Source organism: Paenarthrobacter sp. RAF54_2 (genome assembly GCF_052113945.1).
Taxonomy (GTDB): domain Bacteria; phylum Actinomycetota; class Actinomycetes; order Actinomycetales; family Micrococcaceae; genus Arthrobacter.
Window position 1 is genome coordinate 217,002 of sequence record NZ_JBFRDV010000003.1, and the last position, 24,891, is coordinate 241,892.

General features: G+C 60.7%; 18 protein-coding genes. 9 read left to right on the top strand and 9 right to left on the bottom strand.

What is annotated here, in order from left to right:
• Positions 1-5 precede the first annotated feature (5 nt).
• Genes AB4Y87_RS03775 through AB4Y87_RS03785 form a run of 3 tightly spaced genes read left to right on the top strand, consistent with a single transcriptional unit; the run spans position 6 to position 3,350 of the window.
• Positions 6-878 carry an MBL fold metallo-hydrolase gene (locus AB4Y87_RS03775; protein ID WP_441437351.1) on the top strand — a complete coding sequence of 291 codons (873 nt, stop codon included), beginning with the start codon at positions 6-8 and terminating at the stop codon, positions 876-878.
• A gap of 19 nt (positions 879-897) precedes the next feature.
• Entirely contained in the window at positions 898-2,502 is a 1,605-nt protein-coding gene (locus AB4Y87_RS03780) for a thiamine pyrophosphate-dependent enzyme (protein WP_441437350.1), read from the top strand.
• The gene (locus AB4Y87_RS03785) at positions 2,499-3,350 is read left to right on the top strand and encodes a hypothetical protein (RefSeq protein ID WP_441437349.1); all 852 of its coding nucleotides are present in this window, start codon (positions 2,499-2,501) and stop codon (positions 3,348-3,350) included. Before AB4Y87_RS03780 ends, AB4Y87_RS03785 begins: the two co-directional genes overlap by 4 nt.
• Positions 3,351-3,438: 88 nt before the next feature.
• On the opposite strand, the gene AB4Y87_RS03790 is transcribed toward AB4Y87_RS03785, so the two are convergent.
• Positions 3,439-4,146 (bottom strand): GntR family transcriptional regulator, encoded by a 708-nt coding sequence (locus AB4Y87_RS03790; protein ID WP_441437348.1) that lies wholly within the window; start codon positions 4,144-4,146, stop codon positions 3,439-3,441.
• Positions 4,147-4,304: 158 nt separating this feature from the next.
• Positions 4,305-5,444, bottom strand: coding sequence for a histidinol-phosphate transaminase (gene hisC / locus AB4Y87_RS03795; protein WP_442003124.1), 1,140 nt, complete (start codon positions 5,442-5,444; stop codon positions 4,305-4,307).
• Between the two features lie 68 nt (positions 5,445-5,512).
• Here hisC and AB4Y87_RS03800 point away from each other — a divergent pair, with 68 nt between their 5' ends.
• On the top strand, positions 5,513-6,961 hold the full coding sequence (locus AB4Y87_RS03800; RefSeq protein ID WP_441437346.1) for an aldehyde dehydrogenase family protein: 1,449 nt from the start codon (positions 5,513-5,515) through the stop codon (positions 6,959-6,961).
• Between the two features lie 166 nt (positions 6,962-7,127).
• Here AB4Y87_RS03800 and AB4Y87_RS03805 read toward each other — a convergent pair whose 3' ends face one another.
• Positions 7,128-8,228: a LacI family DNA-binding transcriptional regulator gene (locus AB4Y87_RS03805; protein ID WP_441437345.1), complete on the bottom strand. Its 1,101-nt coding sequence runs from the start codon at positions 8,226-8,228 to the stop codon at positions 7,128-7,130.
• Positions 8,229-8,767: 539 nt separating this feature from the next.
• Here AB4Y87_RS03805 and AB4Y87_RS03810 point away from each other — a divergent pair.
• The 5 genes from AB4Y87_RS03810 (at position 8,768) to AB4Y87_RS03830 (ending at position 15,808) form a co-directional block, all read left to right on the top strand.
• The gene (locus AB4Y87_RS03810) at positions 8,768-10,096 is read left to right on the top strand and encodes an ABC transporter substrate-binding protein (RefSeq protein WP_441437344.1); all 1,329 of its coding nucleotides are present in this window, start codon (positions 8,768-8,770) and stop codon (positions 10,094-10,096) included.
• A gap of 104 nt (positions 10,097-10,200) precedes the next feature.
• Positions 10,201-11,139, top strand: coding sequence for a carbohydrate ABC transporter permease (locus AB4Y87_RS03815; RefSeq protein ID WP_441437343.1), 939 nt, complete (start codon positions 10,201-10,203; stop codon positions 11,137-11,139).
• A complete protein-coding gene (locus tag AB4Y87_RS03820; protein WP_441437342.1) occupies positions 11,136-11,999 on the top strand; it encodes a carbohydrate ABC transporter permease in 864 nt (287 codons plus the stop codon). The genes AB4Y87_RS03815 and AB4Y87_RS03820 overlap by 4 nt, the downstream gene beginning before the upstream one ends.
• A complete protein-coding gene (locus AB4Y87_RS03825; protein ID WP_442003125.1) occupies positions 11,996-14,083 on the top strand; it encodes an alpha-galactosidase in 2,088 nt (695 codons plus the stop codon). The genes AB4Y87_RS03820 and AB4Y87_RS03825 overlap by 4 nt, the downstream gene beginning before the upstream one ends.
• 57 nt (positions 14,084-14,140) lie before the next feature.
• Complete coding sequence (locus AB4Y87_RS03830) at positions 14,141-15,808, top strand: amylo-alpha-1,6-glucosidase (protein WP_442003126.1); 1,668 nt, start codon at positions 14,141-14,143, stop codon at positions 15,806-15,808.
• A gap of 127 nt (positions 15,809-15,935) precedes the next feature.
• On the opposite strand, the gene AB4Y87_RS03835 is transcribed toward AB4Y87_RS03830, so the two are convergent.
• The 6 genes from AB4Y87_RS03835 to AB4Y87_RS03860 form a co-directional block, all read right to left on the bottom strand.
• The gene (locus tag AB4Y87_RS03835) at positions 15,936-16,157 is read right to left on the bottom strand and encodes a hypothetical protein (protein ID WP_441437339.1); all 222 of its coding nucleotides are present in this window, start codon (positions 16,155-16,157) and stop codon (positions 15,936-15,938) included.
• Between the two features lie 139 nt (positions 16,158-16,296).
• A complete protein-coding gene (locus tag AB4Y87_RS03840) occupies positions 16,297-17,250 on the bottom strand; it encodes a LacI family DNA-binding transcriptional regulator (RefSeq protein WP_441437338.1) in 954 nt (317 codons plus the stop codon).
• Positions 17,251-17,337: 87 nt separating this feature from the next.
• Positions 17,338-18,615, bottom strand: coding sequence for a glycoside hydrolase family 1 protein (locus AB4Y87_RS03845; RefSeq protein ID WP_442003127.1), 1,278 nt, complete (start codon positions 18,613-18,615; stop codon positions 17,338-17,340).
• A gap of 20 nt (positions 18,616-18,635) precedes the next feature.
• The gene (locus tag AB4Y87_RS03850) at positions 18,636-20,915 is read right to left on the bottom strand and encodes a glycoside hydrolase family 3 C-terminal domain-containing protein (RefSeq protein ID WP_442003128.1); all 2,280 of its coding nucleotides are present in this window, start codon (positions 20,913-20,915) and stop codon (positions 18,636-18,638) included.
• Positions 20,916-20,984: 69 nt separating this feature from the next.
• The gene (locus AB4Y87_RS03855; protein ID WP_441437335.1) at positions 20,985-22,331 is read right to left on the bottom strand and encodes an MFS transporter; all 1,347 of its coding nucleotides are present in this window, start codon (positions 22,329-22,331) and stop codon (positions 20,985-20,987) included.
• Positions 22,332-22,410: 79 nt separating this feature from the next.
• Complete coding sequence (locus AB4Y87_RS03860) at positions 22,411-24,891, bottom strand: glycoside hydrolase family 2 TIM barrel-domain containing protein (RefSeq protein WP_441437334.1); 2,481 nt, start codon at positions 24,889-24,891, stop codon at positions 22,411-22,413.

Sequence of the window (24,891 nt, forward strand, 5' to 3'; positions counted from 1 at the left end):
CACGCATGAGCGAATCAAAGGACCCGGGGCTGACGCCGCAGGTCAACGAAGTTGTTGTGCTCGGCTCAGCGGGCGGTCCAACCCCTAAATCCGGTCGGCGTCCCGTTTCCCATGCACTGGTGATCGACGAGGACGTCACCCTCGTGGACTGCGGTAACGGCACAGTCAGTCAGTTCGTCAGCGCCGGTTTGGATCTTGGGCGGCTCCGCAGGATCCTGATTTCGCATCACCACATTGACCACGTCGCGGACGTGGCCATGCTGTTGCATCTGGCATGGTCCCAGCTGAAGGCCCCTGTCCACGTCATCGGTCCACCGCCGCTGGCGCGTCTGTTCGCGCTGCATTACGAGGCTTTCGACTTCGATATCCGGTCACGAATGAATGATGAAGGCCGCCCCCACCTGCGCGAATTTGTCCGTGTGCAGGAAATAACCGGCCCTGAAACCATCGATGACGGCTCCACCACAATCACCGCAGTGTTGGTGGATCACCCGCCGGTTGAACACGCCTTCGGCTACCGGATCGACCAGGGCGGCCTGAGTGTGTGCTTCTCCGGGGATACCCGTCCCAGCGAAGCGATCACCTCTCTGGCGCGGGGCGCGGACCTTTTGATCCATGAGACGACCTACCTGACCAACGCCACTGATTATCTAAGCGCTGAACGGGCTGCTCGCGTGCTTCCCCGCATGCGCAGCGTCCACAGCGACCCCCGGGGAGCCGCCCATGTTGCAGCCGAGGCTGGGTCCAGGGAGCTTCTGCTAAGCCCGGTAGGCACGTTCGGCCCGGCGTCCGACGACGAAATCCTCGCCGAGGCGGCCGGCGAATTCACCGGCAGGACCCGGGTCGGCAGCGACTTCCTACGCATACCACTTTCATAACCAGGAGAGAACTAATTCCATGACCACTTACAACACCGGCGGCGAAGCCGTCGTCAACAGTCTCAAGGCCAACGGTCTGACCACTGTCTTCGGACTGCCAGGCGTCCAGAACGACTGGTTGTACAACGCGTTCTACGACGCCGGGGATGACATCCGCATCATCCACACCAGGCACGAGCAAGGCGCCGCCTACATGGCACTGGGTCACACTATGGCTACCGGAAAGCCCAGTGTGTGCAACGTCGTTCCGGGCCCCGGCGCATTGAATGCAGGAGCCGCCCTGGCCACCGCCTACGGATTGAACGCCAAAATGCTGTTCCTCACCGGCCAGATTCCCCAGAAGCTGATCGGCCGTGAACTGGGAACCCTTCACGAAGTCCCGGACCAGCCTGGACTGCTGCGCTCACTTACCAAGCATTACGACCGTGTGACCCACCCTGCCGAAGCCGGTACCAAAATCGCCGACGCTATCCGCGCCCTCAACACAGGACGGCCCCGCCCCGCTGCCTTGGAAGTCCCCATGGACGTTCTGGAACAACGCGCTCCTGTCCCGGACCACGTCCCGGTGGCCGACACGGCCGAAGACATCATCGACGAAGAGGGCATCGAAAAGGCCCTGAGCATCCTGGCCAGCGCAAAGAACCCCATGATCTTCGTCGCCAACGGCGCCCAGGATGTTTCCGCCGAAGTCACCAGGCTCGCCGAAATCCTTCAGGCGCCCGTGGTCGGTTACCGCACCGGACGAGGCATTGTTGACAGCCGCCATCCGCTGAGCTGCTTCCTGCCCGAAGCCAAGCCGCTGTGGGCCGAAACCGACGTCGTCATCGCTCTGGGAGGCAGTGCCAGGTCTGCTCTGCAGGGCTGGGGACGTGGCAACCGTAAACTCATCCGCATCGACGTCGACCAGACGGTCCACGGCCGCTACGGCCAACCCGATGCCGCCATCACCGGACGCCTCGAATCGCACCTGCCTGCCCTGATCGAGGGACTGGAAAAACGCGGTGTCCAGAACGCCGACATCACCGAACAAATGACACTGGTGCACAAGGAATGGAAGGAACGCAGCGCGGTCCTGGACCAGCAGACAGCTTACCTCGCAGTGATCCGCGAAGCCCTGGGCGTGGACGGGATCTTCGTTGACGAACTGACCCAAATTGGTTTCGCAAGCCGCATCCTGCTCCCTGTCTACAAACCCCGCACCTTCATCTCCACCGGGTACATGGGCACACTTGGATACGGGTTCCCGACAGCGCTTGGTGCGAAAGTCGCAAAGCCGGACACGCGGGTGCTTTCCGTTACCGGAGACGGCGGATTCATGTTCGCTGCTACGGAACTGGCGACAGCAGTCCAGCACAACATTGGCCTCGTAACGGTCCTGTTCAACAACTCCCAATACGGCAACGTCCAACAAATGCAGCGCGATCTCTACGGCGGCAAGGTTATCGCCACGGACCTCGTCAACCCGAACTTTGAACAGTTCGTCACCTCGTTTGGTGCCTCCTATGGCCGGGCGGCATCCCCGCAGGAACTGGGGCCGGTACTTGAAGACGCCTTCCGGTCCTGCAAGCCCACGGTAGTTGAAGTTGTGGTTGGAAACATGATCAGTGTGGATCAGTTCCGGTGAGCCAGACGCTGAAAAGGCCGCCGGCGCCGTACCTGGAAGAACTTTGGGGCAAGCTGGACGAGCTGCGCTGCGTCGTCATCGTCGGGCTGCCCGGGACCGGGAAAAGCCTGCTGGTGCGTGAACTCGCAGCAGCTGTGGAATCGACCGGGCGAATCAGTACCGTCCTGCAATGGGATGTCTCACGGGAGTCCTGGGATTCCCATTCCACGGCGTCGGCGCTCTATCCCGAAGTTGACGGGATCACCCATGCGGGGATCAGGCTCGCCATGGGCACCTGGGTCCGTTCGGCGGTGGGAAAGTGGTTCGCAGAACACCCCGGCGGCGAAGAAATGCTGATCGTGGAAGCTCCTCATATCGGGGGCAGGTTCTCTGAGCTGTCCCACATCACCGGCGATGAGGCAGAACGACCCCTGGCCGGGCCAGAGACACTTTTTGTCGTGGTAGCTCCTACCAAGGAGCTGCAGCTCACGCTCAAACGCCAGCGGGCTGAGGACATGGAATCCAGCGAAGGCTCCTACGAGAGCAACAACGCTTCCCCTGACCTTCTGGATGAACTGACCAACTCGCTTCGGGCTCCTGCCGGAGAGTTAGGGATCTCCGGATCTACCTCCACCGGGTACGACCCGGAACTGTACGCCGGTCTCATGCAGCATGTCCTGCGCCACCGGCATGTCCTGCTGGTCCGTCCTGACGCGTTGATGAAGGTCACTGGTTCGGTCTACTCACTGGGTGTCAGCTCGAACCGGATATGGGCCACCGAGCAGGAAGTCAGTGAATCACTGCACTCGGTGGCATCGCTGTCCTCGACCGAACTCATGCAGCGCACTGCAACTTGGTTCAGGACGTAAAGATGGCAACAGAAAGAGAGGTGGTACTGGCTCTGCGGCCGTTACCACCTCTCTTTTTTCTTTGATTTACCGGGCATGCCTCCGGCACTTAGGCTGCGGGCCGGGAACTCAATTTCTCCTGCACGCGGCGGACCAGAACCAGGGTGTGCTCGCGGCTGATCTCTTCAAGGTTGGAGTTGGCCTCTCCGTTCTCGATGGCATCAAGAATCCGGGTGTGGAAGCCAATGGTTTCCTTGCCCGCAGAAAGCCCAAGGGTCTGAATGATGATGCCCCGTTCGCGCGCGAACACAAGGCTGCTGACCGTGTCTGTCCACTGGGACAGCCGCTGCAGTTCCTGGATCAGCAGGGCATTGGGGCAACGGTTATGGATCATCTCGTGGAAGCGCCGGTTCAGGCTGGTCCAGGATTCAAAATCGAACTCATCCAGTGCGCCCATGAGGAGGCCGTTGGTTTCCCGCAGGGCCGCAATCTCTTCGGCGGTGAGCAGCGGCGCCGCCGCCCGGGTCGCGTAGGCCTCCATGACGGCCTTCATCTCCATCAGGTTGAACCAGTGCGTCTTGTCCAGCTGCACGATGGAAGGACCCGAGTTCGCCCCGTACTCGACCAAACCTTCAGCCTCGAGCCGGCGCAACGCCTCGCGGATCGGAGCCTGGCTGACTCCGATGTCCTTGACAAGATTGTCAATGATCAGACGCTGGCCCGCAGCGTACTGTGAGCCAACTATGCGATTGCGAAGGATTTCATGGGCAAAATCAACCTTGGACTGGGTAGCAGCGGCTGGTGTTGTAACTGTCATGTCTCCCCCTCGGAGCGGTAACGACGAAAACTCAGGCATTGGCAATGCCCTTTCCCGCGACGGTCAGGGGCAGCTCACGACAACCCAAAAGGGTCGTATAGCCAATCCTATGCGATCGTGTCCGGCTGCGACGGGATCCACTCGCAAAATCTCCGCTCTTATGTGCTGTGCTGTGCCGTGCTGAGGATGACGCGGCCCATGGCGGCGATGGTTGCCTTCACCTGTTCCGGTGTTCCAACGGTGATCCTGACACTCTCGGGATCCCCCATGGCGTTACCGGGGCGAACAATGATTCCCTCGCCTTCCAGGGCCTTGGTGAATGCCTTGGCGTCGCCGACTTTGACGTAGACGAAGTTCCCATGTGACTCCAGGGGCTCAAATTCGAGCTCGCGCAGGCCGGTGGTGAGGGCGTCACGGCCGTCCTTGTTCAGCCCGACGCGGCGGGTGAGTTCGGCTTCCTCGTGCAGGCTCGCCAGGGCTGCAGCCTGGGCGACGTTGGAAACTTCGTAGTTGCTTTCCACCTTCTGGACAGCGGCGATGAGTTCGCGGGACCCCACCAGGTAGGCCACGCGCAGCCCGGCCAAACCGTAGGCCTTGGAGAACGTCCGGAGAGTGACGAGGTTGCGGCGGTTGAATGCGGGTTCAGCAATCGTGTCGGTGTATTCAGGGGACTGGGCGTATTCGAAGTAGGCTTCGTCCACAACAATGGTGACGTACTCGGGGACAGTATCGATGAAGCGGAGCAGCTCTTCGCGGCCTACGATGCCGCCGGTGGGGTTGTTGGGGTTGCAGACGTAGACGATGCGGGTGTCTTCAGTGATCAGGCCCAGCATCGCCTCGAGGTCGTAGCTGCCATCTTCGCGCACGGGCGTGCTCAGCGTGGTTGCTCCCTGCTTCCGTGCGTCGAGGGCGTAGGCGTGGAAGGTGGGGGTTGAAACCACAATGTTAGTCCCCTCATCGAGGAGGGCAACGGACAAGTGGTGGATCAGTCCGATGCCGCCGGCGCCAACGGCGACCTCAGCGACGTCGACGTTTAGCATCCGGGCCAATTCTCCGCGCAGGGTGCGGAAACCGGACTCTGGGTACAGGTTGGCCTTTCCTACCTGCTCCAGTGCGGCCTTCGCGGCGGACGGGAACGGGCCGTAGGGGCCTTCATTGGCGGCCAACCCGAGGAGCTCCAGTACGGCGCCTTCCCCAGCGGCATCACGAACGCTCCTTCCCGCACTGTAGGGGGGAAGCCCATCGATCGCTGCCCGGATCCTGGGGCCGGCTCCGTTTTCATTTGCGGTGGTCTGCATATTTACCAATCCTAAGTTCTCCTATAGACTTTCCTATATGATTCTATACACGGTAGGGGAAAAGGACAATGGCTGAAACCGCAGTGTTGAAGGGGATCTTCGTCGGCAACCACTGGCGGCCGGCTACTGGCTCGAATGTTCTGGGTGTGTACAACCCGGCCAATGGACAGCTCATCGGAGAGGTGGCCGCGGCCAGCCAGACGGACGTCGACCTTGCCAGCCTGGCCGCTCTTGAGGCCTTTCCATCGTGGAGCACCACGTCAGTAGGGGATCGGGCCGCAATCATCGCCCGGATTGCTGACGGCCTTGAGGCAAGTGCGGAGGAATTGGCCGATGGCATTACCGCTGAAGTGGGCACGCCGCGGCACAAATGTGTGCGCATGCAGGTGGTTCCAGCCCTGCACAGCTTCCGCAGCGCGGCCCGGCTCGGTCCCGGAGTCCTGGTTCCCGAACAGTTGGACTCGACCCAAATCCACAAAGTTCCAGTCGGGGTGGTAGCGTGCATCACCCCGTGGAATTACCCGCTGTACCAGATTGCATCCAAGGTCGCAGCGGCCCTCGTGGCCGGTTGCACGATCGTGCTCAAGCCCAGCGAGGTGGCGCCGAGCAACGCAGCGATTTTGGCAGATGTCGCCGCCGATGCGGGACTACCCCCGGGGGTCTTCAATGTCGTGTTCGGCGAAGGCCCGACCACCGGTGAGGCACTGATCAGCCACGCCGCAATCGACTTCGTGTCCTTCACCGGATCGACCCGGGCTGGTGGGCGGATCGCCAGCGTCGCCGGCGGCCTCATCAAGCAGGTCTCGCTGGAACTCGGAGGAAAATCGGCAAGCCTCATTCTCCCCGGTACCGACCTCCCGCACGCGGTGGGCAAAACACTCGAGAAGAGTTTCCAGAACTCCGGGCAAACGTGCGCAGCCCTCACGCGGCTTCTGGTCCCGTCCGAGACGCTGGAACAGGTCTCCTCGGCACTGAAATCACAGGTGTCTGCTTTTGCCGTCGGCAGCCCTCAGGATACGGCCACTGTCCTGGGACCGGTCGCCACGGCCGCGCAGCGCGACAAGGTCCTCAACCTCACCACCGCAGCCCGTGCATCCGGAGCTGAAGTTCTGGCCTCCGGCCCTGTTTCAGGGGATCCGGAAGGCTATTACGTCCCGGCTCAAGCTTTTCTCACCGGCGCCAATGACGAACTGGCCCAAGAGGAAGTCTTCGGTCCAGTGCTGGCCGTCGTCCCATACGCCGACGTCGAGGAAGCGATCTTCATCGCCAACAACTCACCGTATGGCCTAAGTGGAGCTGTGTGGGGGCCAAGTCCGGAAGAAGCTGGCTTGGTGGCCACAAAGATCAGGACCGGAAGCGTTTCAGTGAATGGGGCGGCCACCCATCCGGATGCCCCATTTGGAGGTTTCCGGATGTCAGGGTTTGGCCGGGAACGAGGAGCCCACGGCATTGAAGAATTCCTCACTACTCAGTCAGTACATTTCCAAGAACCTCACCAAGCGGAACGCGCAACATGAAGAACCCCGATGAGAACTGGCCAAACCACAGCCGACCGCCTCCTACGGCCGGAGAGCAATGGCGGCGACGACGACTGCCATTCCTGCACCGGACCGGAAATTGACCGGCTTCGAGCGCTGCGATAGCTATTTCCGCATGGCTGCCCATGCGGAACAGGTCGGTGACTCAGTCAGGGAGTGGGTCGGCTGGTCCAATACGTGTTCGAAAACTGGCCGTGGGGGCTTTGCCTGTCGTACTCGATCGAATCGTCAGCCCCGGTTCGAGGAGCAGATGGAGCGCTTGGTCAGGGGGGTCGATGATCATCTTCACGAGTTCCTGGGCGATGCGGGTCGAAGGCTGACGTACTGACGTGATGCCGATGGCGCCCAATGACGTCAAGGATGTGTCATCGAACCCGGTCACGGCCACGTCAACGCCTGGAACGAGACCGTGTGCACGCACCGCGAAGATCGCTCCAACTGCAAGGTAATCAGACGCGCAGATGATGGCGTCTGGAGGCGACTCCGACTGGAGGAGCTGCATGGCTATTTCTTCCCCTGCGGCGATCTCATCGGTCGCGAGGGAAACGCGGTCCGCGACGACGGAGCGCTGAAGCCCGTGCTTCCGGCACGCCGCGACGTATCCCTCGAGACGCGCCGCGCTCCACACGGCATCGACCCCGAGGCCGATGAAGGCGAGCTGCCGGTGACCGCGTTCAACGACGTGCTCGACTGCCAGCTCAATTCCGCGTGCTTCGTCGATCTCCACCCAACTCCAAGGCGCCGATTTTCCTTCCAAGGTCTGGCCGTACCCGGCGAAGGGAATGGAACGCGATACCAGCTGCGCAGGGCGGGGATCATGGGGGGCGATACTGCCCATGATGATGCCTGCGGCTGAGCCTCCGAAGTAGAGCGCATCGCATGCACTGAGCCAATCCTCAGGGTCTGCTGCGGCGATGAGGGTCAGATGCATGCCCTTTGCCTGGCACGCGGCCGCGAGCGAGTATAGGAAGTCATCCATATACCCGTCACCGCTGCGCTGGGTGGAGGGAAGCGCGTATCCGATCTGAGTCGGCTTGGACAGGCGCAGGCTCGTGGCGGCAGTGCTTTTCCGGTAACGGAGCTCTCTCATCGACGCGAGGACCTTTGCTTTGGTCTTCTCGGAGACGATATCCGGGCGATTGATGACATTCGAGACCGTCATCACCGAAACGCCCGCGTGTGAGGCTACATCGTTCATGTTGGTATGACGCGGGGCGCCCCCCGGTTCGTTGTAGTCGGCTGCCATTTTGCCCTCCCTGCCTGCCAGCTCGTAGTGGAACGCGATTGGCCCCAACCCTGCTTATAGAGACGCATTTAACCCCGGCTCGGATTCGAGTTCGCGAGCATTCAGCCTCAAGCCGGGCTCAATCAGCGAACCGGTTGAGCCCGACCTGACTCACGCGGTGTCCCCAGGGTGCTGGCTCGGCGACGAGCGGCAGTATGGATGGGGAAAACGCAGCGAGGGGTGTCGTGGCCACTACGCACCCACGGTGGGTGCTGGATTTATTGTAACGTCAAAAATTTTCTCAAAAAAGAATTGTAACGTCATTAAATTGTGGGTACGATCTCTCCTAAGTCCTCCCTATCCCGGTCGACCCTCCGTACCCGGTTATCCCCTCCTTATCCTGGTCATTCTCCGTGCCCGGTCACACTCCGTATCCCGGTCGACGATGCCTGGCTGTATTCGCGGCAGGCTCAGAACGACGCGTTCAGCAGCTGTAATGGCGCACCTGATCGAGCCCAAACGTTGTACCGGACCCGCATCACATGAAAGAGGAACTACCAATGAAGCTAAAACCCTTCACCAGACGGCTTGCTGCCGTGTTCAGCATCGCCGCCCTCGCCGCAACGGCACTCGCGGGCTGCAGCTCGGGCGGGTCATCATCCGGCGACGGCAAGACTCTCAGCGTCTGGACATGGACGACGGCGGGTGCGCTTCTCAAACCGGCCGCGGACGCTTTTGAGAAAGCCAACCCGGGAACCAAAGTCGACATTGTCGATGTAGGAAACCCTGCCATCTGGGACAAAATCACTACCGGCCTCGCTGCTGGCGGCCAAGGACTCCCGGACATCATGAACACCGCCATCGACCAGCTGCCCGGCTACACCGACAAGTTCCCGAACGGCTTCGCGGACATGGGCCCCCTGGGGGCCAAGGATCTCGCTGGCGATTTCGTACCTAGCGCCTGGGGTGGAGGACTGGGCAAGGACGGGCAGGTATGGGGTATCCCGTTTGAGGTGAACACGGCCGGATTTGCTTACCGCAAGGACCTCTTGGATGCCGCAGGCATCGACATGGCATCCATCAAAACTTGGGACGAGCTCATCGACGCCGGTGTTACGCTGAAAGCCAAAACCGGAGCGAGTCTCTTCGAACTCAACAAGGCTGCAGCGAATACGAACGCAGCCGACTTTTGGCAGACACTTACGCAGCAGCAGAACGCGTTCTACTTCAACAAAGACGGCGACATCACGCTGAATGGCCCGGAAGGGGTCAAGTCGCTGACACTGCTCAAGAAGATGAATGACAAGGGAGTCCTCGCGGACTCTGCATCCTTTACAAGTAGCAATGGGCTTAGGTTCGCAGACGGGTCGGTGGCGATAAGCCCGAGTGCGTCATGGTGGCCCGGTTACATCGAGGCCAAGCAACCTCAGCTCAAAGGAAAAATGGCCACCGCACTGCGCCCGGTGGTAGACGCAGGAGGCTCAACTGCTGCCCTGGCGGGATCCACCTACCTTTCCATCGCAGGCAATAGCGCCAACAAGGACCTGGCGTGGAAATTTGTTCACTTTGCCCTGGGCACACTGGATGGTCAGCGGGTGATGCAGACCGCACAGCCCTTCACCCCCGGCTTCGTACCGATGTATAAGACTCCAGGCTTCACTGACAATAGCGGCTACTGGGTCGGCGACTCTCCAAGCAAGGTCTTCGTCGACTCGATCACTCAGCCCGACCTCGCCGTGTCGAACTACACAAGCGACTACGCTCGCGCAATCAGAATCTACACAGATGCCCAGACAAAAGTGATGCTCTCCGGAGCAGACCCGAAGGCCGCGCTCGACGAGGCTGCCAAGCTCCTCGCCGCTCAAACTGGCCGAAAGATCGCCAGCTGAAACACCGGCTGAAGCCGCTTTTCACCAAATCCGATAGAGCGTCTGGCCCCGCCCCACCAGGTAGGCGTGGCGGAGCCAGGCGCCACCGAGGGAGCACCACGGTCATGACCGATACGCACGTCCAATCGCCACAAGTTGAATCGCCGCCGGTGGCACGACGAGTACCCCCTTCCAGGCGGCCCTGGCTTACTCCGGGCAAGGTGCCATATGTCCTGCTCTCTCCGGTGATCATCCTTTTCGCCGCGTTCAAGGTCTACCCCGTCGGCTATGCTGCGTGGCTAAGTTTCACGACCAACCGTGGGGGAGTGCAGGGCTTCGCTGGGTTCGCGAACTACGAGCGCATTTTTAGCGACCCCCTGTTCTACAACGCTCTGGGCAATACCTTAATCATCTTGGTGATCCAAGTACCGGTGATGCTCATTTTGGCGCTCCTGCTGGCTGTGGCTCTCCATTCGACCCTCCTGAAGTTCCGTGCGGTCTTCCGTCTCGGTTACTTCGTTCCGGTCGTCATGGGTCTCGTCTCTTATGGTGTTGTCTTCAGCATGATGCTTGCCACGGACAACGGCATCGTGAACGTCGCGCTTCAGTCGGTTGGTCTACCGGCGATCCCTTGGCTTCAGGACGCGTTCTGGGCGAAAATTTCGCTCGGAATCGCGATGACGTGGCACTACACGGGGATCAACGCTGTCATTTATCTTGCCCAGCGGCAGAGCATCTCCGGGGACCTCTACGAAGCGGCCTCCATGGACGGCGCAGATACAGTCAAACAGTTCTTCAACGTAACCATCCCGGGGTTACGCCCGGCAATCCTCTTGACGGTCGTCACCTCAACCATCGGCACACTTCAGCTGTTCGATGAACCGTACATCCTGACCAACGGCGGTCCCGACAACGCAACCATGACGATCGGCATGTATCTCTACCAGAACGCCTTCAAGTTCTTTGATTTCGGCTATGCCTCAGCTATCGGCTTCGTCCTTGTCGGAATGGTTGTCATCGTCAGCCTGGTCCAGTTCCGGTTCATTCAGGAGAAGAAAAGTTGAGCACTTCAGTAGAGAAAATGCGTACTTCCGCGCGCATCCGGCACACCAAAGCTTCGAGCGCACTGCTCACGGCAGTCATCTTCCTAGGGTTCATCTTGATGGTGGCACCCTTCTATTGGCTGGTCATCGGCTCAACGCACAGCTCAGATGAAATCTTCGCCAACCCTCCAAATCTATTGCCGGGAGATCAGCTGTGGACAAACATTCAGGTCCTGTTCGGTGACCTCGGATTCGGGCGTGCAATCGCGAACTCCGCTGCTGTCTCGGTCATCTTCGTGATTCTTGGTGCGTTGATCTGCCTCTGTGGCGGATACGCCTTCGCGAAGTTTCAGTTCCGAGGCCGAACGCTACTTTTCGGCGTGGTTATTGCGACCCTCGCCATCCCGAGTCAGGTAACCCTGGTTCCCCTGTTCCAGACGATGGTGACACTCGGATGGCTCAACTCATATCAAGGCCTCATCCTCCCGGGACTGGCCTACCCGTTTGGACTATTCCTAATGCGGCAGGCCATGGAATCAGTACCTGACGAATTGATCCAGGCCGGCCGCATCGATGGCGCGGGCGAGTTCCGCATCCTGTTCCAGATCGTGCTCCCAACGATCCTCCCGGCAATGGCCGCTCTGGCGATTTTCCTCTTCCTGGCGATCTGGAACGAATTCGTCTGGCCCTTGGTGATCCTGCGCGCAGAATCTGCTTACACGGTGCCGGTGGCCCTGGCATCCTTCCGTGATGTCAATCTGACCGACTACGGCACCCTCATCACGGCAACAACCTTCTCCATCATCCCCGTATGTCTTGTATTCATCTTCCTGCAGCGCTATTTCGTTGCCGGTCTTCTGTCTGGAGCTGTCAAACAGTGACCATCGATTCAAATGTTAAATCCGCCTCCGTCGTGTCGTGGTCGATCATCGCCTCTGGGCCATCTCACACCGAAACCAGCCCGCTCTGGGAGCTGACCAACAACAGCACTCAGATGCGCCTCATTATCGCTGCGCCGGTCTTTGAAATCGATGGACGAGCTGTAACGTGCACAGTTCGGGAATTTAATCGCGAAGTCAAACGCCGTATCTTGACCAGCCGCGCTGAGGAATTCCTATTCGAGGGCGAGGTCGACGGCGAGCCCGGGCTCCAGCTCGCGATGCGGCTGCGTGTGACACCGGAAAGCCCAGTGGTGCGCTTCCGCTACGAATTGCGCAGTTCGACGCCTCGGCGGCTCACCAAAAGTGCTGGCAAGGAAGGGATTTCATACGTCGAGTTGCTCCGTCCCACCAGTGCCATCACTGAAGTGAGGATCTCCGATTTCGTCGAGCTTGGCCACTCTTTCATGCCCAACGAGGTCCCCATCGATTCTGCGGCTGCCAAGGCATTGTCGCCTTTGATCGGCCCCATTCTGGTAGGCGTTGAGGACGGGGCTTCTTGGCTGCTGGCCTACGAGCATGGAACCTCTGGCGGGGATCTGTTCTGCGGGTTCTGGGTCGATGGCGCCCGCGGCGTTCGAATTGGCTCAGTCAAGGGTGCCTACCTTAACGGTCAGCGGCTGGACACGGCCCAGGGATTCCGGACTCCCTGGCTTCTAGCGGCCGCTGTCGAAGGCAATCTGGACGACGTGGCGGCAGCGTTCCGTACGTTTCTGTTGAAGTACCAGTCCGAAAACGCGGAGTCCCGTCGACCGCAGATCTTCTACAACACATGGAACTTCCAGGAGCGTGAGCGCTACTGGCACGACAGGACCTACATCGATGGTCTGACTGAGGAGCGCGTGCTCGCCGAGATGGAAGTGGCAGCTCGGATGGGAATCGATACTTACGTGATCGACACCGGCTGGTACACCGCAACCGGAGACTGGGAGGTGAACCCGGAACGTTTCCCTGGCGCCCTGCTGAATGTCAGGCAACGAGCAGGCGAACTTGGCCTCCGCCTCGGGATCTGGTTCGATCCGACGTTGGCGGCATTCTCGAGCCGCGCTCTGGCCGCGCATCCCCGTGACATGAAGACGTGGCAAGGAGAACCCCTTCGGCCACGAGAAGTGTGGGAGACCGAGCCCAGCGCCCCCATGTGTTTAGTTAGTGACTGGTTCGAGACATTCGTGGGTCACCTCATCCGGATCAATCGCGAACTCGGCATTACATACTTCAAACTTGATGCGGTGAGCCAGTACGGCTGCGACAGCCCGGAACACCATCACGGAGACGACACCAACACCCCGAGCGAACGAGCGGACCGTTTCGCTTTCATGATGAGTGAGAGGATGACGGAGATCGCAGAGCGGTTGATGACCGCGGTGCCCGGTTCAATTGTCGATTTCGACGTGACCGAGAATCACCGATCTTTCGGCTTGAGCTTCCTTTCGGCTGGCAAGTACTTCCTCGTCAACAACGGACCGTACTACTCGGACTACGAGCTGCCCGCGGACTTGAACGGGGTGAACACCAATATGTTCTTCCACCCGGGTCGTTCACGCGGTTGGATATGCCGGGAACCATATGCCTTCGACCGATGGATCCCGTCCGTGCTGACCCTGGTCCATTATTTCCCGGACGACCCGCACGGCCACCAGCAGGAAAGCCTCGCAGCGATCATGCTCGGACACCACGGAATCTGGGGGGACCTGCTCACCATCTCTGAGGACGGCGTGGAGGGAATCCGCTCAACGCTTGACCGGTACCGGGCAGTCGCCATGGACTCGGCCCGGGCCAGCATGGTTACCATCGGGCTGGGTGCGGGAGCCGCAGAGATACGGGAGAAGATTCTCCCGCAAACTGGTCGTGGCATCGTGTCGTTGTTCCCTGCCCGCGGGCAATCGATCCAACACGTGACGGCAGTTCCGGTGGATTCAGGCTATTGGAGCGGCGACGGCGTTGAGGTTTCCTTAAACCCGGACGGCCGTGCTGTCATCCGCGCGACTCAGTCCGGGTCAGCGATTTTCGGGACCATCGGAGTCTGACCCATGTCCAGTCAGTGCTCTTCCACCCCCTCAACCGACCTTGCAATTGAGTACTCTGTGAATCCCTTTGACCTCGAACACCTCCCGTTCGCCACGGCTGGCTCGTACTTCGCCGTGACATCAGCCGTGAACACTGAAGACGCCGGGAAATGGGTGGAGCTGCGGACGGTCCGGGGCAGGGCGGCAACGCGTGCACTTCTGCGCATCGCGCCTCGCGACGGACTTCACGGCAAAGCAGCGTTCGATATCGACCACCTTGTGCTTCCCGCAGCGGCAGGTCACGTCAGCGTCGACTTCAACACACACCGCGTTCTCAGTGTTTCCGGCGCAGGCGTTGGCTTCGAGCTCATCATGGAGGCGGCAAGCAACTACGACACGCTGGTCCGTGTGGCCGAAGATGAATGGCGCTACCTCAGATTCTCCTCACAGGTAACGATTGCCATCCGCGTTCTCAGGGGCAGAGGCATAGAGGAATCGACGTGGGCTGGAGAACGTCACACCATGGCTACACTCCAGTTCGCGCCCGGCAGCGTCGTGCTCATTGAGGAGACGAATGATGCGACGCCGACCGCTCGGAAACCCTGGTCGCCACCGTCATTCGATGTATTCGCCGCCGCTATGCCCGAGGTAAAACCCGAGCATCAGGCGGCGAAACAGCTCGCCAGCTACATCATGTGGTCCTCGATAGTAGAGCCCTCCGGAGCAGTGCAACGGCCGGCGATGTACATGTCGAAGGGAACGATGACCAACGTTTGGAGCTGGGACAACTGCTTCAACGCAATCGCATTAGCACAGCTTCCCGAGCTCGCTGAAGACCAGTTCTTCGTGCCGTTTGACGCCCAAGCGACAAGCGGTCGGCTGCCGGACTCCGTCAACGACAAGGTCATCGATTACACCTTCACCAAGCCTCCAATTCACGGATGGGCTCTGATGGCGCTATTTAGGGCGGGCGCGGTCAACGACGAGTGGCTGCTTCGTGCCTATGATCCTCTCCAACGGTGGACGCAATGGTGGCTGACGGAACGAGTCGCCTCCGGACGCATTCTGCCGCACTACTTCCACGGGAATGACTCCGGGTGGGACAACAGCACGATCTTCGCCACAACGGTGCCTGTAGAGTCTCCTGATCTCGCGGCCTTCCTGGTCCTGCAGACAGAAGCGCTCAGTGAGATTGCCTCGCGACTGTCGCGTCCGGACGAAGCCAAGAAATGGGCAACCGTTTCATCCTCTCTCCTCAATTCGCTGCTCAAGGAAATGTGGGACGGTAGCCGATTCATCGCCCGCAAGCTCGACTCAACAGTCATCGAGTCCGCATCGCTCCTTCACCTCCTACCGGTAGTGCTCGGATCCCGTTTACCATCAGAGGTCTTCAACACACTTGTCAGTGACCTGGGGCGGTTCCGGACGGAATATGGTCTGGCAACCGAAGCCACGGATAGCCCGGCCTATATCGCCGATGGCTACTGGCGAGGTCCGATCTGGGCGCCGTGTACCGCTTTGATCATTGACGGTCTCATCGATGGCGGGGAAGAACAACTGGCCCTGGATCTCGCCGAAAGTTTGTGCGCAATGGCCTCTGCCTCGGGAATGGCCGAAAACTTTGACGCGGTCACCGGCGCCGGTCTGCGCGATCGAGCATACACGTGGACCTCCAGCGTCTTCCTGACTCTGGCAGGACTGCTAGCTGCTGAAGAGCGAACGAACGACCCCTGCGCAGGGGTCTAACGAAGACGGAGTCGGCTGCGTCCCACTCAAACGCCGACAACGGACGTTCCCTCAACCTCCGTCAGGTGACTGCACTGTGTCCTCTACATCAATCATCCGCTGCACCACTCTGCCGTCCATCCAGAGGTTAGTGCTGTTGGCGGACCAGCCCGAACGGGACGGCCGGATGTGCCCGCACCATGTATATGCCAGCGTCGATGCGCGATATAAGAATCCCTGTTTTGTGTTCCATTGCGGCGATCTTGACGACGCCGATTGCTTTCGTAAGGGCCTCGTCTACTTCGGAAGCATGTTTGGCATGTACTTCCAGCATGCCCGGCGTTTCTGTTTGCTGACGGTTAATGTCCATGATCTTCCTCACTATCCGTTGATGTTTTTGTTTAGACACTCCGCAGGCCTGGGCGGGGGTGATCTTTTTTCACGGGCGGAGGGGTGTGCATACCGGGCAGGGCTCATCCGCCCGCGGGTAGTGATCCTGGGCTGGTGGCCTAGGCGGTCGACCGCTCGATGATGTCGATGTGAAGCTCGGGAAGGGGTTGGTCCGACTGCTGCTCATCCAAACGGTTAAGCAGCGACTGCATCGAGAGCTGACTGACCTGAGTGGGGTCGTATCCCATCGTGGTCAGCGGGGGGATGGTCAGCTGCGACAATGGGGTGTTGTCCATTCCGATCAGAGCGATGTCTTCGGGGATGTTCCAGCTTTTCTCGTGGGCAGCGTGCAAAAGTGCGGTGGCGACGTCGTCGTTGTAGCAGGCCACGGCAAATCCTCGGTGTCCCAATTCTTCCAGCGCCTTTCGGGCGTCCACGGGTGTGATATCAAGATGCAGAACGTGGGGTTCGTCAAGGCCCTGCCTAAGACACTCTTCCCTGAAGGTGCGTTCGCGGGGGCCGCCGAACGGGTCGCTGCGCGCGTCCCGCAGGTGCGCGTACGCAAGCTGTTGATAGCCGCGTTCGATGAGGTATCGCGCCTGCAGTCTTCCGATTTGCGCGTTGATGCCGTGACTGCCGGATTCGTCGGTCTCCAGCAGCTTGACGCCCCGGCGTTCAAGCAGCGCGCGCTGTCCCTCGGAAAGGGCAGCCAGCGTCAGGACTGCACGTGGCTTCAGCCCGACGATGAGCCTGTCGAAATCAGCGTCAGTACGGCTCGATAGACGCAGGACAAGTGTCAGGCCTCGTGCAGCGAGTTCATCCGTGAGCAGACCGTAGATGTCTTGAAGGTTGCGTCCGAAGGTTGTGTCAGGAATCAGCGCGATCACGATATCGCTGGCGCCGCGGGCCAGCGTACGTCCTGCTGACGATGGCTCGTAGCCTAGCTCAGCCACAGCTTTGGCAACACGGTCCCGCGTCTCCTGCGAAAAGGCTTTTTTCCCGTTAAGGATCATGCTGACCGTGGAACGAGCCACCCCGGCACGGTTGGCGACATCCTGGCTGGTGGGTATCACGACCGCCCGCCTTCCGTTGTTCGAGGTCTAATTATCATAGCTTCGGCTTCAGGGCGGGCTGCCCATGGCGGCGTTCCCCCGGGCCTGTCAGGACCCGCTGAGCCTCGCGCCGCCGGAGCGGGCGATGTTTCCGAGCCATCCGAGGCTTTCTTTGGGTTTACGTTCAAAGGTGGTCCGGTCTACGGCGACGAGGCCGAATTTCGGTTCCCAATGGCCCCATTCGTAGTTATCCAACAGTGACCAGTGCAGGTAACCGCGGACGTCGACACCATCTTCCATGGCCGCGGCCAGGTGCTGCAGGGCCTCGCGGGTATAGGCGATGCGCCGTGTGTCATCCGGGGTGGCGATACCGTTCTCGGTGACAAGGATGGGCACGTTTGCCACTTGGGCGGCGTGCCTTACCGCCATAGCAAGCGCGTCCGGCCGGTATGCGGTACCGATCATGGTGTTGTCCGGATGGGCCGGATGCGGCACCAGACCATTGGCGTCTACCTGCTGGGAGGTGTAGGACTGAACACCGACGAAGTCATCACCCTTCGCGGCCTCAAGGTAAAGGTCTTCAAAGTTCCACCGGATCTGCAGGAGGCGTTCTTCTCCTCCCGGTGCTGCAGTGAAGGACTGGTTTGCCACGCTCCAGCCAACTTGGGCGTCCGTGCGCTGGCGCAGTGCCTCGCGCGCCAGATGGTGGGCTTCGACGACGTACTTCCCGTCGTCTGGCACCGGAACCGGCAGCGGAGGCTGCTTATATTCGGTCTCACCCTGGTTTTCGACAGTGGGGCTCTGCCACGAGTCCAGTTCACCACGGCTGGCTGCTGCTTCCAGATTGAGCATCATGGCGAGCATGTTGGGTTCGTTGATGGTGATGACGTGTCCGACGTCGCCCAGAATGGACGAAGCGGCCTCCACGTAGCGTGAGAAGCGTTCGGGTGCAGCGGGGGCACTCCATCCGCCTTCGTCTGCGAACCATCGCGGGGAGCTGAAGTGGTGGAGGGTGATGACCGGTTTGATGCCCAGCTCCAGGGCGGTGTCAATCATGTGACGGTAATGAGCCAGCAGTGCAGGGGAGAACACTCCGGGCCGGGGTTCGATGCGCGCCCACTCGATTCCGAACCGGTAGGAGTTCAAGCCAGCCTCGGCGAGGAGGGTCATGTCCTCCCGGTAACGGTGATAGCTGTCGTTCGCGTCACCGCTGAGCTCCATACCAGGGAAGAGCCCTTCCCGGGCCCACCAGTCACTGTTGATGTTGTTTCCCTCGATCTGGTGCGGCGCCGTCGAAGCACCCCAGAGGAAATCCGGGCCAAACGTTGTCATTGGTGTCCTTTCGATGGGGCGTGGTGTCATGTGCGGGGTGGGAATCTCAGTCATGGGTGTGTTTTCCGTGGGTTTCAGGCCGGTGGGCAGGCGGGGGAGGAAGTAGCCTCAGCGGGCTGCTCAAGCAGGGAGACAAGCCAATCGCCGTCAATGGCACCGCCGAGGATGCTCAGGATCTGGTTCATGGGCATGGAGAGCACCATGCGGGTGCCGTCGCTGTCGTCGTCCAGCTGTTGGCCGGATGCCGCCATGATGGGGTTGAGTTCGTTCGCCAGTGCCGGCCCCGCCGTGGGGTGTGCGAGCCACTCCGCAACGTCGGATTGCAGCGACAGGAGGCGTGGCAGTTCGTCACCGTCAAGTGCCACGTCCTGCTCCAGCAGGACGTGTGAGGCATTGTCGGATACTTGCACGGTGTAGCAGCCCGGGGCGACAACCCAGCGGTCAAGGATAACGTCCCAGTACCGAAGGTTCCTGCGGTCCAGGAGGAAATGGACCTCCCGGGTTTCGCCCGGTTGAAGGAGGACTTTGGTGAAGGCGGCGAGGATCCGTTCCGGGCGCAGGACCGGCCCGGCGTCGGTTGAAAGGTAGATCTGTATGACGTGTTTTGCCGGGATCTTTCCGGTGTTGGTGATATTCGCCGTAACAGCGATTTCGTCATGGCCGCGCGCTTCGGCCCGGAGGTCCGTTGTTTCGAAGGTGGAGTAACTTAGCCCGTGCCCGAAAGGGTACCGGACGGGCCGCTGCACCGTTTCGTAGTAGCGGTAGCCGACCATGACGCCTTCGGTGTAACGGACGTGGCCCTGCTCGCCGGGGAAGGACAGGTAAGTGGGCGTGTCCTGCAGCCGGAAAGGAATGGATTCGGCCAAGCGTCCGGAGGGACTCGTCACACCKAACAGCAGGTCAGCGATCGCTCTACCGCCGCCCTGGCCGAGGAGGAAACCTTCCAGGATGCCGTCCACCTGGTCATGCCATTCTTCAAGGGAGACAACACCCCCGTTCGCCAGGACAACGACGGTACGGGGGGCGGCGGCCGCGACCGCCCGGATGAGCTCGACCTGCACAGCGGCGAGTTCCAGCCTCGTCCGGTCGAACCCTTCGGATTCCTCCTCTTCGGGGTTGCCCGCGAATATGACAGCGACGTCCACGGTGCGGGCCGCCTCCACGGCGTGGGCACGGAGTTCAGCATCGTTCTCGCCGGGTTGGAGAGAGAAGCCCTGCGAGTAGTGGACGCTGCCATCAGAGACAGCGGCCCCCGCCTTGAGTTCCTCCAGGGGTATGTCGATGAGTGTGGCGTTGACGTGTGAGCTGCCCCCGCCCTGGTACCTGGGGTTGGTGGCGAATTCTCCGACAACCAGAAGGGATGTTCCTGGTTTCAGGGGCAGTACGCCGTCCTGGTTTTTGAGCAGGACAGCGCACTCGGTGGCGAGCTCACGTGCCAGTTCATGGTGCGCTGCGGAATCGAACTCAGTTGGGGCGGTCCCGGTGATGCGGGGTTCGCTGTAGGCGGCAAGGTCCAGAACCCGTTCCACTGCCAGATCGATCGCCGACTCGTTCACGCTCCCGTTTTGGACGGCCTTGATGAGCGCTTCGGTGGCGTACTGCCCTGGTCCGGGCATTGCCAGATCCAAGCCGGCGTTCAGTGCTGCCGGCCGTGTGCGGACCGCGCCCCAGTCGGACACCACAACGCCGTTGAATCCCCATTCGCCGCGCAGTACATCAGTGAGAAGCCAGCGGTTTTCTGAGGCGTGGACGCCGTTGATCTTGTTGTATGAGCACATGACCGTCGCCGGTTGCGCTTCGGTGACGACTCGTTCGAAGGCTGACAGGTGCACTTCGCGGAGTGTGCGTTCGTCGACGTCGGAGCTGATGACCATGCGCTCGGTCTCCTGGTCATTGGCCGCCAAATGCTTCACGGATGCTCCCACACCGTGCTCCTGCAAAGCCTTGACGTAGGCGCTCCCAAGTACGCCGGACAACAGCGGGTCCTCGGAGTAGTACTCGAAGTTCCTGCCTCCCAGAGGTGAGCGTTTGATATTCACGCCCGGGCCGAGGAGGATGTCCACGCCATGGGCCTGTGATTCTTTGGCCAAGGCGGCGCCGACGCGTGCGGCGACGTCCTCGCTCCAGCTGCATCCGATTCCTACCGCAGGCGGAAAACACGTTGCGGGCTGACTGCGGTATAGCCCGAGGTGGTCAGTCCCATGCTTCTGCATGCGGACGCCGTGGGGTCCGTCCGCCATGGTCACGGCACCAATGTGATGGTCCTTGATGGCAGTGGTTGACCAAAAGGTATCTCCGATCAACAGGGACGCTTTTTGCTGCAGCGTCAGCTGGCTGACGTCGATGTTCTGCATGGAATTCCTCTGTAGTAGGGGTGGCCCGGTTGCACGCTTGTCTGCTGCATTCCGTGTCGGACCGCGGGATCAGCGGACGGCTTTGACCTTCAGGACGACGACGCCGCCGAGGATCGTGAAGGCTCCGGCCAGCAGGTAAAGCAGGGAGTAGTTTTTGTCTCCTCCAGCGGCTACACCAATGCCCAGGAAAAGCGGTGCGATCAGCGGGGCGGCTGACTGTGCCAGGGAGTTAGCGAGTCCATTGATGCCTATGAACCGTCCGGCGTCGGTGTCCCGCTCGGGCAGTACGTCCAGGACCAGAGCCTGGTCAACGGCGGAAAAGATGCCAAGGCCCAGGTTTGAGATGGCTGAACCGATGAGAAGCATGGGCAGGTTGTCACCGAAAGCCATGACTACTGCGCCGGCGGAGAACATGAAACCGGCGCTGAGCACGAAGGGCTTGCGCTTGCGCAGCTTGTCGGAAAGGAAGCCGCCTCCGATGGAGCCGATGATCACCGTGACGATACCGAGCATCCCGCCGATTGCCACGAGGGTGCCTATTTCGGTGATCTGAACCCCGAGCCGCTGTGCGAAGTAGAACGCAGTGAAGGTTGAGCTCATGGTGAGGCCGAAGTAGAAAAGGAATCGTCCGAGCCAGTTCCACGAAAAGTCGGGGTGCGTGCGGGGGTTGTACACGAATTTGGACAGGACCAGGCGAAGGTTCAGCCTGTCCTCGAAGTTGCGGGTGCGGCTGTCGTCCTCACGGATGACGAATGTGAACAGAACGGTAAGGACCAGGCCGAGCACCGCGGGGATCATAAAGAGCAGCAAGGCGTCTTTGGCGAGGCTGCCGGCGAGGATGGCGCCTGTCACCGGTGCTGCCATGGTGACGAAGCCGACCAGGCCGCCGACTTTTCCGCGCTGGGACTCCGGCAGGCGATCTGCCTGGGAGTTGGTCAAGTTTCCAATGACGGTGTTCCAGCCCAGCGTCGTGACAACCCACCCCACGGTAACCATGGGCACGTCCGGTGCGAGGGCGATAATGAGCAGGCCCAGGGTTCCGAGAAGGGAGCCGGCTACGAGCCAGGGGCGGCGGCGCCCGAAGCGGCTTCGGGTGCGGTCACTGAGCACCCCGATGATGGGACCGGAGACCAGCGAGACTACGGCGGCGGCGCCGATGACGAACCCCAGGTACTCCTCGTGATCCGGTGCAATTGCTTTGATCTTGATGGCCAGGGACAGGGCAATGGGTGTCACGAGGGCGATGTAGGTTCCGAACATGCCCAGCAGCAGGAGCCAAATGTACTTGGCGCTGACCTTGGGCAGGTCCACCTGCCCGGTGACAGGAGGAGCAAGAAGTATTTGCTCCTCCGCCACCTCGGCTGGTGTGCCCCCGATGGTGGCGGTGGCCGGAGGAAGGTTGTTGTTGTTTTTCACGGCAGGACTCCGTCGTCTTGATGTACGGGTGTTGGGGGATTGAGGTGAAGTAAACACAGTTGGAGCGGTGGTGCTTGTGCTAGGAGACGAGCTGACGTTCTCCCGTTGCTTCGGTTGCGTTGGCACCGATGGTGACGGTGGCCGGTTGGCATCCGGAGGCTGTCACGGTGACGGTGACAGGGCCTTGCCCGGTTGGGCGGATGATGGCCAGGGCGCGGCCGTCAAAGGTTGTATGTGAGCCTGCTGTGAAGGGCTCGTCTGTAGCGGGATTGGCGCTTCCGAGGCCTTGGAGGACCGCGGGTCCGTCCACCGTTACGGCGACCTCGCGGTCCCGGCCGTTGTGAAGAACGCCGCTTCCGTCCGTGAGTGCTATTCGCAGGAAGGCGAGGTCCCCGGTGCCGGCTGTGAGTAGGTCGACGTCGGAGCTCACGTCAAGGTGCAATCGGTCGCGTGCCGTGGATAGCTGCACACGGGAATGCTCCTGGCCGTCCTTATACGCGACAGCGGTCAAGTCACCGGGGGTGTAGATGATGTCGAAATCGGTACGGAAGGCCAGGTTTTCTCCTACCTTGGATCGTCCGACAGGCACCCCGTTGAGGAGCAGTTCGACGTCGTCGGCGTCCGAGTACACCTCCACCTGGATCGGCTGTCCCTCGAATCCCTCCCAGGTCCAGCTGCTGATCGCATCACTCCAGGACCAAGGCGTCATGAGCGGTGTGCGCCCATGAAACTGCGGGCGCTGGACCGCGATGTATGGCGTTGACCGGAGCCCGAAGACAATCTCCCGGTAGTAGGAGGCGGGGCGGCGCTCACCTGTGATGTCGATGTCGCCTGTCCACGCGGTAAGCCACGGGTAGGGACGTGCCACGCTTGCTGCTGCACCATGGCCGCCGTCGGCGTATCCCACCGAGCCCAAGCCGGCTTCTCCCAGGTAGTCCCACCCGGTCCAGGCGAAGTCGCCAATAACATGATCGTTGGCTTTGACGAGGTCCCAGTTTTTGGCGATCTGCCCCGGAAAAGTCTCAGTGCCGGCAATGACGCGGTTCGGAAAGAGCGTCTTATCCAGCAGGTAGCGTCCGTCACCGTAGTTCATTCCTGCCACGTCAAGCACCGAAAAGGATTCGGCGGTCCGTTCGCTGACCATTTCGGAGGCCGAGATATGGTTCATCATGTCTCCGACCTGGGTCATCATCCCGTTCACGCCCGCTCCGGTGTCGCCAGCTGCGCCCTGGTGCTGTTTCATGCCGGCCAGGACAATGTCCAGACTCGATACAAAACCGTTGATACCGTTGGTGATGGGCCGGGTCCCGTCCAGCGACCGCAGTTTTTCGGCAAGCCGGCGGCTCCACACCCCGCCATCAGCAGTTCCGGTTTCCGGAATCTCATTGCCGATGGAGTACATGATCACACTGGGGTGATTGATGTCCTTGGCCACAAGGGCCTCAAGATCACGTTCCCACCACTGCGCGAAATCAGTGGCGTAGTCGTAATCGGATTTACCCGAGGTCCAAACGTCGAACGCTTCATCGATGACGAGCATCCCGAGCCGGTCACAGGCATCCAGGAGTGCCGAGCTCGCGGGGTTGTGCGAACTCCTGATGGCGTTGAAACCGGCTTCCTTCAGGACCCGGACCCGGCGCTCCTCGGCCGCGGCAATAGTCGCCGCACCCAAAGGTCCATTGTCGTGATGAACGCAGGCACCGCGCAGTTTCACCGTCTCACCATTGAGCCTCAACCCTCTCTTGGCGTCGACCTGGATCCGACGGATCCCGAACGTGACGGATTCCCTGTCGATGACCGCGCCTGCGTCTCGCAGCAGCAGGACGCACGTGTACAAGGACGGCGAATCGAATCCCCACAAGGCAGGATTCTCGACCATCAGCCGATGGCGCACCACAGCCGAGGTGCCTGGAAGCAGTGTGACAGGGGACTCGTCGCTGGCGACCTCGGCGATGCCTTCTTCATTGACCGACGCTGCTAAGTTGACCGTGGTGGTCACGGCGGTGGTGTTGGTGATCCTTGCAGTCACCTCCACCATCGCGCGATTGCTGTCGATGTCAGCAGTGGTGACACGGACACCATCTACCCCGATGTGGATAGGCTCCTTAACAATCAGGTGCACGTCCCGGTAGATCCCGGCACCGGTGTACCAGCGACTGTCCTTATGCGCCCGGCAGACCACCCGGACCTCGTTCGCGGCACCGAACCGAAGGAACGGGTCAATGCGCACGGTAAAGCGCGAGTAGCCATAAGCGTCTTGGCCGGCCAGGGCACCGTTGACGTACACCATCGCGTCCCGGTAAACGCCGTCGAACTCGAGAGCGAACACCTTGCCGCGATCTGCCTCATCAACATCGAGCATCCTGCGGTATTCGAAAGCACCACTGGGAAAATATCCGCCAGCCGCGCCGGCAGGAGCATCACCGCTTCTGGTCTTCGAGATCAGCGCATCATGCGGAAGCATTACATCAACCCACTGTTCACTTGCTCCGCCCAGTTCAGCGAAAGCACTGACCCTCGTCCGGACGGCCCATCCTTCGTTGAATGGTTTCCTGGCCAT

What these genes read in the sequence shown, in the direction of transcription:
- AB4Y87_RS03775 (WP_441437351.1), top strand. Translation starts at nt 6, where the DNA reads ATGAGCGAATCAAAGGACCCGGGGCTGACGCCGCAGGTCAACGAAGTT.
- AB4Y87_RS03780 (WP_441437350.1), top strand. Translation starts at nt 898, where the DNA reads ATGACCACTTACAACACCGGCGGCGAAGCCGTCGTCAACAGTCTCAAG.
- AB4Y87_RS03790 (WP_441437348.1), bottom strand. Translation starts at nt 4,146, where the DNA reads ATGACAGTTACAACACCAGCCGCTGCTACCCAGTCCAAGGTTGATTTT.
- hisC (WP_442003124.1), bottom strand. Translation starts at nt 5,444, where the DNA reads ATGCAGACCACCGCAAATGAAAACGGAGCCGGCCCCAGGATCCGGGCA.
- AB4Y87_RS03800 (WP_441437346.1), top strand. Translation starts at nt 5,513, where the DNA reads ATGGCTGAAACCGCAGTGTTGAAGGGGATCTTCGTCGGCAACCACTGG.
- AB4Y87_RS03805 (WP_441437345.1), bottom strand. Translation starts at nt 8,228, where the DNA reads ATGGCAGCCGACTACAACGAACCGGGGGGCGCCCCGCGTCATACCAAC.
- AB4Y87_RS03810 (WP_441437344.1), top strand. Translation starts at nt 8,768, where the DNA reads ATGAAGCTAAAACCCTTCACCAGACGGCTTGCTGCCGTGTTCAGCATC.
- AB4Y87_RS03815 (WP_441437343.1), top strand. Translation starts at nt 10,201, where the DNA reads ATGACCGATACGCACGTCCAATCGCCACAAGTTGAATCGCCGCCGGTG.
- AB4Y87_RS03835 (WP_441437339.1), bottom strand. Translation starts at nt 16,157, where the DNA reads ATGGACATTAACCGTCAGCAAACAGAAACGCCGGGCATGCTGGAAGTA.
- AB4Y87_RS03845 (WP_442003127.1), bottom strand. Translation starts at nt 18,615, where the DNA reads ATGACTGAGATTCCCACCCCGCACATGACACCACGCCCCATCGAAAGG.
- AB4Y87_RS03860 (WP_441437334.1), bottom strand. Translation starts at nt 24,891, where the DNA reads ATGGCCAGGAAACCATTCAACGAAGGATGGGCCGTCCGGACGAGGGTC.